This window comes from Streptomyces sp. BA2, assembly GCF_009769735.1.
GTDB lineage: Bacteria > Actinomycetota > Actinomycetes > Streptomycetales > Streptomycetaceae > Streptomyces.
Genome location: NZ_WSRO01000002.1, coordinates 4,807,542 through 4,819,978 on the forward strand (window position 1 = coordinate 4,807,542; position 12,437 = coordinate 4,819,978).

Annotated in this window: 13 protein-coding genes; 6 read left to right on the forward strand and 7 right to left on the reverse strand. The window is 69.1% G+C overall.

What is annotated here, in order from left to right:
* Positions 1-72: 72 nt before the first annotated feature.
* The gene (gene thiC, locus E5671_RS24360) at positions 73-1,854 is read right to left on the reverse strand and encodes a phosphomethylpyrimidine synthase ThiC (protein WP_160506065.1); all 1,782 of its coding nucleotides are present in this window, start codon (positions 1,852-1,854) and stop codon (positions 73-75) included.
* A gap of 218 nt (positions 1,855-2,072) precedes the next feature.
* On the opposite strand from thiC, the gene E5671_RS24365 reads away from it, so the two are divergent.
* Positions 2,073-3,458 carry a YibE/F family protein gene (locus tag E5671_RS24365; RefSeq protein ID WP_160506066.1) on the forward strand — a complete coding sequence of 462 codons (1,386 nt, stop codon included), beginning with the start codon at positions 2,073-2,075 and terminating at the stop codon, positions 3,456-3,458.
* Between the two features lie 98 nt (positions 3,459-3,556).
* On the opposite strand, the gene E5671_RS24370 is transcribed toward E5671_RS24365, so the two are convergent.
* The 4 genes from E5671_RS24370 to E5671_RS24385 all read right to left on the reverse strand — a co-directional run bounded on the left by E5671_RS24370 (position 3,557) and on the right by E5671_RS24385 (position 5,841).
* On the reverse strand, positions 3,557-3,994 hold the full coding sequence (locus E5671_RS24370) for an SsgA family sporulation/cell division regulator (protein WP_160506067.1): 438 nt from the start codon (positions 3,992-3,994) through the stop codon (positions 3,557-3,559).
* Between the two features lie 103 nt (positions 3,995-4,097).
* The gene (locus tag E5671_RS24375; protein ID WP_160510387.1) at positions 4,098-4,823 is read right to left on the reverse strand and encodes a helix-turn-helix domain-containing protein; all 726 of its coding nucleotides are present in this window, start codon (positions 4,821-4,823) and stop codon (positions 4,098-4,100) included.
* A 288-nt stretch (positions 4,824-5,111) separates the two neighbouring features.
* The gene (locus tag E5671_RS24380) at positions 5,112-5,333 is read right to left on the reverse strand and encodes a DUF5326 family protein (protein WP_160506068.1); all 222 of its coding nucleotides are present in this window, start codon (positions 5,331-5,333) and stop codon (positions 5,112-5,114) included.
* 190 nt (positions 5,334-5,523) lie between these two features.
* Complete coding sequence (locus E5671_RS24385) at positions 5,524-5,841, reverse strand: cupin domain-containing protein (protein WP_160506069.1); 318 nt, start codon at positions 5,839-5,841, stop codon at positions 5,524-5,526.
* Positions 5,842-5,912: 71 nt separating this feature from the next.
* Here E5671_RS24385 and E5671_RS24390 point away from each other — a divergent pair, with 71 nt between their 5' ends.
* The 5 genes from E5671_RS24390 to E5671_RS24410 all read left to right on the forward strand — a co-directional run bounded on the left by E5671_RS24390 (position 5,913) and on the right by E5671_RS24410 (position 9,687).
* Positions 5,913-6,293: a phage holin family protein gene (locus E5671_RS24390; RefSeq protein ID WP_160506070.1), complete on the forward strand. Its 381-nt coding sequence runs from the start codon at positions 5,913-5,915 to the stop codon at positions 6,291-6,293.
* A gap of 9 nt (positions 6,294-6,302) precedes the next feature.
* Positions 6,303-6,800: a low molecular weight protein-tyrosine-phosphatase gene (locus E5671_RS24395; protein ID WP_160506071.1), complete on the forward strand. Its 498-nt coding sequence runs from the start codon at positions 6,303-6,305 to the stop codon at positions 6,798-6,800.
* Positions 6,797-8,014, forward strand: coding sequence for a cystathionine gamma-lyase (locus E5671_RS24400; protein ID WP_160506072.1), 1,218 nt, complete (start codon positions 6,797-6,799; stop codon positions 8,012-8,014). Before E5671_RS24395 ends, E5671_RS24400 begins: the two co-directional genes overlap by 4 nt.
* 225 nt (positions 8,015-8,239) lie before the next feature.
* Positions 8,240-9,145 carry a LysR substrate-binding domain-containing protein gene (locus E5671_RS24405; protein WP_160506073.1) on the forward strand — a complete coding sequence of 302 codons (906 nt, stop codon included), beginning with the start codon at positions 8,240-8,242 and terminating at the stop codon, positions 9,143-9,145.
* Positions 9,146-9,204: 59 nt separating this feature from the next.
* Positions 9,205-9,687, forward strand: coding sequence for an NUDIX domain-containing protein (locus E5671_RS24410; protein ID WP_160506074.1), 483 nt, complete (start codon positions 9,205-9,207; stop codon positions 9,685-9,687).
* Positions 9,688-9,755: 68 nt separating this feature from the next.
* On the opposite strand, the gene E5671_RS24415 is transcribed toward E5671_RS24410, so the two are convergent.
* Both E5671_RS24415 and E5671_RS24420 read right to left on the reverse strand, forming a co-directional pair.
* Positions 9,756-11,381 (reverse strand): globin domain-containing protein, encoded by a 1,626-nt coding sequence (locus tag E5671_RS24415; RefSeq protein WP_202121246.1) that lies wholly within the window; start codon positions 11,379-11,381, stop codon positions 9,756-9,758.
* 393 nt (positions 11,382-11,774) lie between these two features.
* Complete coding sequence (locus E5671_RS24420; protein ID WP_160506076.1) at positions 11,775-12,407, reverse strand: HAD family hydrolase; 633 nt, start codon at positions 12,405-12,407, stop codon at positions 11,775-11,777.
* Between the last annotated feature and the right edge of the window lie 30 nt (positions 12,408-12,437).

The window sequence follows — 12,437 nt, forward strand, 5'->3', positions numbered from 1 at the left end:
AGTAGTACGCGACGCTGCTTCGGGCGGGCGCGATGCCCGCCCGAAGCGCGGCGCGAATCATGCCTCAGTGCCTCAGTCGGCGATGGGCAGGTACACGCGGTTTCCCGCTGCCGCGAACTCCTTGGACTTCTGGTCCATGCCCGCCGCGATCTCCTCCTGCGTGCCGCCGTGCTCACGCCGGATGTCGTGCGAGATCTTCATCGAGCAGAACTTCGGCCCGCACATCGAGCAGAAGTGCGCCGTCTTCGCGGGCTCCGCCGGCAGCGTCTCGTCGTGGAACTCCCGTGCCGTGACCGGGTCGAGGGCCAGATTGAACTGGTCCTCCCAGCGGAACTCGAAGCGTGCGTCCGAGAGCGCGTCGTCCCAGTCCTGGGCGCCCGGATGCCCCTTGGCGAGGTCCGCCGCGTGGGCCGCGATCTTGTACGTGATGACGCCGGTCTTCACGTCGTCGCGGTTGGGCAGGCCCAGGTGCTCCTTGGGCGTGACGTAGCAGAGCATCGCCGTGCCCCACCAGCCGATCATCGCGGCGCCGATGCCGGAGGTGATGTGGTCGTACGCGGGCGCGATATCGGTGGTCAGCGGGCCGAGGGTGTAGAACGGCGCCTCTTCGCAGATCTCCTGCTGAAGGTCGATGTTCTCCTTGATCTTGTGCATCGGGACGTGTCCCGGGCCCTCGATCATCGTCTGTACGTTATGACGCTTGGCGATCGTGTTGAGTTCCCCGAGAGTGCGCAACTCGGCGAACTGCGCCTCGTCGTTGGCGTCCGCGATCGAACCGGGGCGCAGACCGTCGCCGAGGGAGTACGTCACGTCGTACGACGCGAGGATCTCGCAGAGCTCCTCGAAGTTCTCGTAGAGGAAGCTCTCCTTGTGGTGCGCGAGGCACCAGGCCGCCATGATCGAGCCGCCGCGCGAGACGATGCCGGTCTTGCGGTTGGCGGTCAGCGGGACGTACGGAAGGCGCACGCCCGCGTGCACCGTCATGTAGTCCACGCCCTGTTCGGCCTGCTCGATGACCGTGTCCTTGTAGATCTCCCAGGTCAGCGCCTCGGCCTGGCCGTCGACCTTCTCCAGGGCCTGGTAGAGCGGCACGGTGCCGATGGGCACGGGGGAGTTGCGCAGGACCCACTCGCGGGTGGTGTGGATGTTGCGCCCGGTGGACAGGTCCATGACCGTGTCGGCGCCCCACTTGGTCGCCCAGGTCATCTTGTCCACCTCCTCCTCGATGGAGGAGGTGACCGCGGAGTTGCCGATGTTGGCGTTGACCTTCACCAGGAACCTCTTGCCGATGATCATCGGCTCGATCTCCGGGTGGTTGACGTTGGCGGGGATGACCGCGCGGCCCGCTGCGACCTCGGCGCGCACGACCTCGGGGTCGAGGTTCTCGCGGATCCCGATGAACTCCATCTCGGGCGTGATCTCGCCGCGGCGGGCGTACGCGAGCTGCGTCACCGCCTGGCCGTCGCGGCCCCGGCGCGGCTGGCGCGGGCGGCCGGGGAAGACCGCGTCGAGGTTCTTCAGGCCGCCGCGGGGGGAGGTGTGCTTGATGCCGTCGTCCTCGGGGCGGGGCGGGCGGCCCACGTACTCCTCGGTGTCGCCTCGGGCGATGATCCAGTTCTCGCGCAGCGGCGCGAGGCCCCTGCGGACGTCGGTGTCGATGGACTCGTCGGTGTACGGCCCCGAGGTGTCGTACAGGGTCACGGCCTTGCCGTTGGTGAGGTGCACCTGTCGGACCGGCACCCGCAGGTCGGGGCGTGAACCCTCGACATACGCCTTGTGCCAGCCGATGGACTTCCCGGCCTCGTCGCTCTGGTTCTGCGTCGAGGCAGGCGTGCGTGCGTCCGATGTGGTCATGAGACCTACTCCCTACGCCGGCATTACCCGGTAACAGGTTCGGCGGTCGACGCAGCGGATTCCGTACTGTTCGTGCACTCTTGTGCCGATTCGTACGGAGGTCAGCGCCCTCTCAGCCCGGTGCTCCGAGCTCCCGCGATTGCAAAGGTGGCTCCACGCTAGCGTCATGTCGGCCACGCTGAACAGAGGGCCCCCTCCGTTCTTGCGATGATCGGGCAGTGACCTCGACACAGCCGCCGTCCCAGCCGCCCGTCCCGAACCGTCCCCCGGACCCCCACGGGCACTCCCACAGCCACGGTCCGGCCGCGCCCGTCTCCAAGCATCTGCGCAAGGTCATCGCCGCCGTGCTGATTCCTTTCGCCACCGCGGTGGTCGTGGGGCTCGCGGTGTTCTGGCCCGGTGGCGCACCGGGCCACGAGCGGACCGGAGTCGGCTTCGACCGGCAGACCCAGTCGGCCGACGTGACGAAGGTGCAGGAGCTCCCCTGCAAGGACGTGAACGCCTCGCAGACCCCGCCCAACGGCGACACCTCCACGGCCGAGGGCCAGTCCGCGCAGTCCCGCGCGGAGGGCATCTGCAAGAAGGCCACGATCGAGGTGACCAGCGGCAAGGACAAGGGCCGCACCTTCACCGAGATCGTCCAGCCGGACTCACCCCGGCAGTTGCGCCAGGGCCAGCAGGTGGTGGTCGCCTACGAGCCCACAGCTCCCGAGGCGCTGCAGTACTCCGTCACCGACGTGGACCGGAAGTTCCCCATGGCGCTGCTCGCCGGGATCTTCGCGCTCGCCGTCGTCGTGGTGGGCCGGCTGCGCGGCGTCATGGCCCTGGTCGCACTGGCGTTGAGCTTCCTGGTCCTGACGTTCTTCATCCTGCCCGCGATCCTCCAGGGCTCGAACCCGCTGGTCGTGGCGGTGATCGGGGCCAGCGCCATCATGCTGATCGCGCTCTATCTGTGCCACGGCCTCACGGCGCGTACGTCGGTCGCGGTCCTCGGCACGCTGATCTCGCTGCTCCTGATCGGACTCCTCGGCTCGCTCTTCATCGGCTGGGCCTCGCTGACCGGCAACACGGACGACAACACCGGCCTGATCCACGGCCTGTACCCGGACATCGACATGAGCGGTCTGCTGCTCGCCGGCGTCATCATCGGCTCGCTCGGCGTGCTCGACGACGTGACCGTGACGCAGACGTCCGCGGTCTGGGAACTGCACCAGGCCAACCCCACGATGGGCTGGCGGGGTCTGTACGGCGCCGCCATCCGCATCGGCCGCGACCACATCGCCTCGGTCGTCAACACCCTCGTCCTGGCCTACGCGGGCGCCGCGCTGCCCCTCCTTCTGCTCTTCTCGATCGCCCAGAGCAGCGTGGGCACGGTGGCCAACAGCGAGCTGGTGGCCGAGGAGATCGTGCGTACGCTGGTGGGCTCGATCGGCCTGGTCGCCTCGGTACCGGTGACGACCGCGCTCGCCGCTCTGGTGGTCTCGGCCGACCGCTCGACCCCCGCGGGCCGGCCGGGGACCGCGACCGGGACCGGGCCCGGAAGCGGTGCCACCCCCGCCGCCAAGCAGAGCCGCGGCGGCAAGGGCCGACGCCGCAAGGCCTGAGCGGCCGATGCCGAGGGGGGGCGCCGCAAGGACCTGAGCGGCCGATGCCACGAAATGCACCAATCTGCCGTACGGCTGCGCCCCTTGGCTCGTGAAGGTCAGCCCGCGCTCTGCTCCTCGGCGAGGATCCGGTCGAGCGCCTCGTCCAGGTGCGTCTCGAAGTCGGCGAGCGCCCGCTCCTGCCCCAGCGGAACCAGCTTGTCCGTACGGTCGAGGAAGGCGAGCAGCGGCGGAATCCCCACCCGGAACAGCGCCTGGTCCGTGCCCACCTGAAGCCGGATGAGCACCTCGTCGAGCAGCTCGGGATCGGTGGGGGCGATGTGCACGTCCCCGTCACCGCACGCCCCGCCCACCCCGTCGACCAGCAGCTCACGCCCGAAGGCCCAGGTCACCGGGGCGTCTCCGGGGAGGTGGAAGGTCAGCCGGACTGCGTAGGGGTCGCCGGTTTCATAACGCAGCTCCACCGGGATGCGAAACGACAACTCCTCGGAAACTAGGAAGCTCATCATGACCTCTGCCTGGACCGACTCGTGCATCGCCCGCCTACCCCGTCGCTAAAGCTCGACTGGCCAGGAACCAACTCCCTGACACTCATGGCATCTTGCTTAACGTACACATCAGATCACAAGGAGTGAGTTTTCAGATGCTGATAGAGAAAGCAAGTGTCCCTAGTAGCTTTCCGATCTCACTCTGCAACTGCCGTGCGGCGGGAAGTAGTCGGTCCGCCTGATAGGTCGGAACGGAAATCGCCATCGTGGCCGCCGTGTCGCCCGCGGTGATCGGAATCGCGGCACAGACCGTGCCCAACGCGTACTCCTGCCGCTCCACCACGGGCTTCATCCGGCCCATCCCGTCCAGGCGGCGGATGAAACTCCGGTCGTCACGGACCGAGTACCGAGTGATCGACTGCACCGGATAGCGGGAGAGGTGGTCCTGCCGCTGTTCGTCGTCGAGTTGGGCGAGCAGACATTGCCCGATCGCATGGGCGTGTCCGGTCTCGCGGAAGTCCGCCCACTCCTCCACCGCCGGATTCCCCGGCGTGTCCGCGACGGCCACGACCTCGATCTCGCCCTCGCGGTAGACGGCGAAGTAGACCGGCACACCGATGGCATCGCGCCAGTGCTCCAGGGCCTCGTCGATCATGCCGCGACGATTCTGCTGCGCCCCGCTCGCACTCAGCCGCTCGGCCGCCTCGCCGAGCACGAACACGCCCTTGTCCCGGCGCAGATAGCCCTCGTGGGTCAGCGTGCGCAGCAGGTGATACGCCGTGGGCAGGGCGAGCCCGGCCTCCCGGGCCAACTGCTTGGCGGGCGCCCCTTCCTGATGCGCGGAGGCGGCCTCCAGCAGACGCATCGCCCGCTGCACCGACCCAATGAGGGTCGGCGCGGCGGCAGTTGAAGCCGAGACAGTCGGCGACGCCGCGTACGGAGGGTCGTTGGACGAGATGTCGGCGGGTGTGGCGTCAACCGAGGCCAAGGTTCACTCCCGAAACGCGTGGGGGTTCCGCCCGTGCCCGGGGATACACGGGTGGGAGCGCAGTGCGCCCGTGCGCGGGGCTCGCCCCGCGTCGGTTTTCGGACTCTAACCGTTGGCCACCGGTCTAAGGCGCCGCACCAGGAAACTTCCCCCACCCGAGGGAACTGTTGCGAGAAGTCACCAATCGCTGCGCGAAGAGGTCGAGCCGGATATGAACTTCCGTACGACGTAGATGAGTCCACCCACCAAGGCGACGAAAATCAGTGCCTTGAACAGCAGGCCGACCACGAATCCCACAACGGTCGCTATCAAACCGCCGAACACGACCAGGGCGATGACCGGCACCGCGATCCACTTCACCCACCACGGCAATCCCGAGAAGATCTCCTGCGCAGCCATCGTCCTTACCTCTCTTCGCATCTGTCCTACTTCTTGCATTCGATGCTAGGGCGGCAGAGGGCCCGACGGGGGCCTCGCATCCCTTGTCCTCCCCTGATCCGCCCCCTAGGGAACCCCGAGGTCGCGGCCCCGAGAAGTCAGCCCTGCGGCGTAGAGGACCAGCCCTCCAAGGGGCCCTGCGGCGCGGGACTCAGCCCTCCGGCGGCGAGAAGACGACGAGCACCCGCAGGTCCTCGCTGATGTGGTGGAACTTGTGGGCCACCCCGGCCGGCACGTACACCACGCTGCCGCGCGCGACTTGGGTGGTCTCCATACCGACCGTGATCGACGCCCGACCGCTGACGATCATGTAGACCTCGTCCTGCTGGTGAGGCTGCTGTGGATCGGACTCCCCGGCGTCGAGCGCGTACAGCCCGACCGACATGTTCCGCTCGCGCAGAAACTGCAGATACGCGCCGTCGTTCGCGGCGCGCTCGGTCTCCAGTTCATCCAGCCGGAATGCCTTCATCGTCCTCGTACGCCCCTTGCCCCAGCCAGCGGTCCGACCGCTCTGGCCGTCCGTCTGCAACGATCAGACACATGAAGAATTTCGTAGTCAAGACGATCGCCAACGCGGCAGCCCTGGCCGTCGCCGTGTGGCTCCTCGACAAGATCACGCTGACCGGCGACAGCACGGGCAAGAAGACGCTCACGCTGATCGTCGTCGCACTGCTCTTCGGCCTGGTGAACTTCCTGGTCAAGCCGGTCGTGAAGGTGCTCACCTTCCCGCTGTTCATCCTGACCCTCGGCCTGATCACGCTCGTGGTCAACGCCCTGATGCTGCTGCTCACGTCGTGGCTGGCCGACAAGCTCGACGTGAGCTTCCACGTCGAGGGGTTCTGGACCGCCGTCCTGGGCGGCCTGATCATCTCGGTCGTGTCCTGGGCGATGAACGTCGTCCTGCCCGACGACAAGGACTGAGCCCGCCCCATGGCCTTCTCCGTGTGCTTCGTCTGCACCGGCAACATCTGCCGCTCCCCCATGGCCGCGTCCGTCTTCCGCGCCCGGGTCGACGAGGCCGGACTCGGCGGCCTCGTCCGAGTGGACAGCGCGGGCACCGACGGCTGGCACGAGGGGGACGGCGCCGATCCGCGCGCTGTCTCCGTCCTGGCGGCGGCAGGCTATGAGACCGGTCACGTGGCGCGCCGTTTCCAGGTCTCCTGGTTCGCCCGGCTCGACCTGGTGATCGCACTGGACTCCGGCCACCACCGGACCCTGCGCCGCCTCGCGCCCACACCGGCCGACGCGGACAAGGTACGGCTGCTGCGCTCGTACGATCCCGTCGCCGCCGGCCTCGGCGACCTGGACGTCCCCGACCCGTACTACGGGGACGACGACGGGTTCGAGGCGTGCCTGAGAATGGTGGAGGCGGCGAGCGACGGCCTGCTCGGCGCCGTACGCGAAGCAAGGGAAGGGCGGGCGGCATGACGGACTCCGCATCGATAGCCGCAGGTAGCGGCGCAGGTACCGGCGCGGGAACAGGCACCGGTACGGGCGACGGCACGAGAGCCGTGCGCGCCGGTCTCCCCGAGCCGGTCAAGTACGAGCCGACCCTCCCGGGACCGGTGTTCGCCGCGCACTTCCACCTGCCGGGCGATCCCACCGGGCCGTACACCTACGGCCGGGACGACAACCCGACCTGGACGCTTCTCGAGCAGGCCATCGGCGAGCTCGAAGCGCCGGATGGGGGTGAAGGCGCGGGCCGTGACGGAGCCGTCGGCACGGATGTCGAGACCCTGGTCTTCGCCTCCGGGATGGCCGCCATCTCGGCGGTGCTCTTCTCGCAGCTGCGCGCCGGTGACGCGGTGGTCCTGCCGGACGACGGCTATCAGGCGCTGCCCCTGGTCAGGGAGCAGCTCACCGCGTACGGCATCGAGGTGCGCACCGCCCCGACCGGCGGCGACGCCCAGCTCGACGTCCTGGACGGCGCCAAGCTGCTGTGGATCGAGACGCCGTCGAACCCGGGCCTCGACGTGTGCGACGTGCGGCGCCTCGCCGACGCGGCACACGCGCGTGGAGCCCTCGTGGCGGTCGACAACACCCTGGCCACACCGCTCGGCCAGCGCCCCCTCGAACTCGGCGCGGACTTCTCCGTGGCCAGCGGCACCAAGATGCTCACCGGCCACGGCGACATCCTCCTTGGGTACGTCGCCTGCCGCGACGCCGAGTTGATCGCCTCCGTGCGGCGCTGGCGCAAGATCGTCGGTGCCATCCCCGGTCCGATGGAGGCCTGGCTGGCGCATCGCTCGCTCGCCACGCTCCAGCTGCGCGCCGAGCGTCAGAACGCCAACGCCCTGGCCTTGGCCGAGGCGCTGCGCGCCCGCGGTGAGGTGACCGGGCTCCGCTATCCGGGACTGCCCGACGACCCGTCGTACAAGATCGCCTCGCAGCAGATGCGGCGCTTCGGGTGCGTGGTCTCCTTCACGCTGCCCTCACGCGCGCAAGCCGACCGTTTCCTCGATGCGCTGCGTCTGGTGGACGACGCGACGAGCTTCGGCGGCGTGCGTTCCACCGCGGAGCGGCGTGGCCGCTGGGGCGGGGACGCCGTCGCGGAGGGCTTCATCCGCCTCTCCGCCGGGTCCGAGGACCCCGAAGACCTGGTGGCGGACGTGCTGCGCGCCCTGGACGAGTCGGCGGGCTGAGAGCCCCAGGTGCGTGGGACCGCTCCCGGCTAGTACCGCGCTACGCACAACGAACGGTCCGAGCCTCCCCCCTCGTGGCTCGGACCGTTCCGGTTCTGCGCGCGAAGAACCGCGCGCACAAGGCTAGTTGACTCTGTGTCAGTGTCCAATCACAGTAGCGACAGAGACCTATCGACATATTTATAGTTGGGCGCGGCCCGAGGGCCGGGAGGGGAGGGCACCGCCGTGGATCTGGCCCTGCTGCGCACGTTCGTGACCGTGCACCGGGCCGGCTCCTTCACGCGCGCGGCAGCCCTGCTCGGCCTGTCCCAGCCCGCCGTCACCTCGCAGATACGGACCCTGGAGCGGCAGCTGGGCCGCCCCCTGTTCCTGCGCCAGGCGCGCGGCGTGACCCCCACGACCATCGGGGACGAGCTCGCCCACAAGGCCGCGCCGCATCTCGACGCCCTCGTGGAGATCGCCGAGACAGGGCTCGAAGAGGACTCTTCGGTACGCACCCTCCACCTCGCTGGGCCTCCTGAATTCACCGCGGCCCGCGCGTTACCCGCCCTCACCAGACTGACCGGGGAGGACGGACAGGGTTTCGCACTGCGCGCCTCGTTGGGCAACGCGGAGGAGGTCCTCGAAGGGCTCTCCGCCGGGCATCACGACCTGGCCATCGCCACCACCAGGCCACGCGGGACGCTGCTCACCGCGACACCGCTGTGCGATGAGGAGCACGTCCTGGTCGCGAGCCGGCGCTGGGCGGCCCGCATCGGCCCCGGCAAGCTCCGCCGCAAGGGCGCGTCGGCGCTGGAGAACCTGCCCGTGGTGGAGGTGCACGAGTCGCTGCCGCTGGTCGCCCGCTACTGGGCCGCCGTCTTCGACACCCGTCCGGCCGCATCGGGCGCCGTCATTGTGCCGGACCTGCGAGCGGTGCTCGCCTGCGTCGCCACCGGGGCGGGACTCGCCGTCCTGCCACGCTATCTCTGTGCGCCCGCCTTGAAGAGTGGCGAGGTCGTGGCCCTGCTGGACCCGGCGGTGCCGCCCCTGCGCACGTATTTCCTCGTCGTACGCACCGGCACGCTCGCGATGCCGCACATCGCGCGGGCGCACGAGTGGCTGCTGCGTGCTGCCGTCGACTGGGCTTGAGCGGGACTCCGGCTGGTTCACGATGTTTCACGTGGAACAGTCCGGGCCACATTCCTCCCATGACCGTCCGACCCGTGGTCAAGCGCACCGCACGCGCCGTCCTGCTCGATGGCGACGACCTGATCCTGATCAAGCGGACCAAGCCCGGCGTCGATCCTTACTGGGTCACCCCTGGTGGCGGTGTGGAGCCGGAGGACGCGACCGTCGTCGACGCGCTCCATCGTGAGGTGCACGAGGAACTCGGCGCCAAGATCTCCGACGTGGTGCCCTGCTTCGTGGACACCGTCGAGCACATCGGCGAGGACGGTGGCGCGACCGGCGTCAAAGTCCAGCACTTCTTCGTCTGCCGCCTGGAGTCCATGGACGCCTCGCTGCGGCACGGCCCGGAGATGGAGGAGCCCTGCGGCGAGTACGAGATCGTCCACGTGCCCTTCACCCGGGTCGGGATCGCCTCGGTCCACCTCGTACCGCTGTCGCTGCGGCACTACCTGGACGGCAACATCGAGGGCGTACGCGCGATGCACGCCCCTGATCTGGGCTGATCGCATGCCCCTGATCTGGGCTGATCGCACGTCCCTGAGCTGGCTGGACGCACGTCCCTGAGCTGGGGCTAATCGCCCGCGGCGACCAGTTCCTCCACGGAGTCGTGGCGGATGCGTCCTGCCGGGATGCCGACGTCCCGCAGCGCGTCGACGCCGCTGCGGATCATGCCGGGCGGGCCCGAGAGGTAGGCGTCGTACTCGTTCCAGGGGCCGTACTCGCGCACGGCGTCCGGCAATTGGGCCCTGCCGTCGACGACCGGGCGGACCGAGAGCCAGGGGTGGGTCTGCTGGAGGCGCAGCATCGTGTCGATGTCGTACAGGTCGTGGTCGGTGCGGGCGCCGTAGAAGACCTCGACCGGCCGCCGCTCGCCGTGCTCGGCGACGTCCTCGACGAGCGCCTTGATGGGGGCGATGCCGGTGCCGCCGCCCAGGCAGAGCAATCCACTGTCGGTGGTGTGGTCGACAGTCATCGAACCGGCGGGCGCGCCGAGGCGCAGGACGTCGCCGGGGCGGGCGTGGTGCACCAGGGCGTTGGAGACCCAGCCCGCGGGGACGGCCTTCACGTGGAACGAGAGGAGCCCGTCGGAGCGCGGCGCCGAAGCGAACGAGTAGTGCCGCCAGATCCGCGGCCACCAGGGCGTCTCCAGGCTCGTGTACTGGCCTGCCAGGAAGGGATAGGGCTGGTCGGGGCGGACGGTGACGACAGCGATGTCGGGCGTCCTGAGATCGTGCGAGACGACCTCGGCGAACCACCAGGCGGGGGCGCGCAGTTCATCTGCGGCCGCCGCGTCGATCATGATCTGGGAGATCGTCGTGTACGTCCGGACCCAGGCGGCCTCGGTCTCCTCGTCCCAGATCGCGCTCGCGTACCGGCTGAGCGAACCGATCAGGCACTCACCGACGGCCGGATAGTGCTCGGGCCGGGTGCCGTACTTGCGGTGCCCACGCCCGAGGTTCTTCAGATACGCGGTGAGTACGTCTGCGTGGTCGATGTGCTCGGCCGCGGTCAGCAGCGCCTTGAGCAGCCGGTCCCGCTGGGTGTCCATAGCGGCGGGGAACAGGGGGCGCAGGTCGGGGTGCCGGGTGAAGAGCAGCGCGTAGAAGTACGAGGTGACCTTGTCGGCGACGGGGCCTATCTCAGCCATCGTCCGCTGGACGCGCAGCGCGTCGGGGGAACCCGTGGGGGAGACCGTTGGGGAGGGCTTCCGTGGTTCCGGTACGCGCTCGGAGTGCGGCTGCTGGGGGTGCGGCTGCTGCGGGTGCGGCTGCTGCGGGTGCGGTTCGGAACGCGGCTCGGGATGTGGTGCGGGGGCGGCCTGGGGTGCGCTCTGGGGGGCGGCCTGAGCGGGCGCCGGTGCTGCTGCTTCCCGGGCTGCCGGTATTCGTTCCTCGGCCGCGCGCTCGGGTTCGGGCGCGGGGCGGGCCTCCGGCGGTTCGGGCGCGGGCGGGGCCTCCGGCGGCTCGGTCGCGGGCGGGGCCTCCGGTTCGGAGCCGGCCGGGCCGGGCCTGCCCACCGGTCGTATGGCGGACACCCTGCGTCCCTCGGTCGCCTCGGGCTCACCGCCCTCGGGCCGTGTCGGCTGCTCGCCGCCCTCCGACGGCTTCGGCGCCTTCCGTGGGGTGAACCAGCCGCCTCCACCGCCGTTGTCGCCGGAAGTGCCGTTGCCCGCCGACGTGGTGGTCGGAGCGTCCATGCTGTGCCTCGCCTCGAACATCTCTCAGTCGGTCCGTGCACTTCCCTGTAGGAAGCCGCTTACTTTCCCCGCTCTGCCTCGGCAGCCAATGTGGCCACATTGAACCTCGGATTCCGGACCCTACGGACAAGTAGGTATCAAATGTGACATTGCCCGCAGTCATCTCACCGCAGCGTCCCACTCCTCCCCGTAACGCCGGTCGCATAACGGAAAGTTCAGGTCTTCGATCTCTTCGCCCCGTTAGGCTGCGTTGACGTCCGCCCGTGCCCCCCAGGGGTGCGCTGAGATGCACCCGGCGCGAACCGGACTCGACCATACCGGCAGCCGTCCGGCGCACAAGTCCCACCGCCCTTCACCAGGAATTCAGCGACCGGCGCCTGCCAATTGCCCCAATTACCGGGCGCCGCACACCAATTCATACGCCTTACGCAGATCACGCCCGACATAAGAGTGGGTAGCGAGCCCAACCAGCCGCTGATCCGCATTGACAGCGACCGAAACAGGCACCGCTCCGAACAGCTCCAGGTCCGAGAGCGAGTCGCCATAAGCGACGCAATCGGACCGCCCCACCCCGAACTCTTCACAGAGCCGGTCCGCGATCTTCACCTTGGCCGCGGCATTGAGAATGCCCGTCGGATTCACCGGCTCGGTGAACGGCACGGCGGGGAAACGCGACCCGTGCGCGGCATGCGCGCCCCAGCCGAGCAGCCTCTCCACGAAGAACGACGGCGACAGCGAGATCACCGCGCAATAGTCGCCGCCCTCCCGGATCTCGGCCCAGGTTTCCCGGATCCCCATCAGCCACGGCGCTCCGTCGAAAGCCGCTGTGACCTGCGTGTCCGTGAGGTCCGCCCACAGGGCGTGCACACGGGCCGCGTACTGGGGCGAGTCGATCCGCTGCGCCACGAATTCCCGTTCCAGCTCCGCGATCTCGGCATCGAGGCCGAGCTGGCGCGAGATCTCCACGGGAGCCGCCGTGCCGTGCAGCAGCGTTCCGTCCAGGTCGAAGAGGTGAAGGCGTGCCATGTACGCCGAGGCTAGTACCCGCGGTTACTC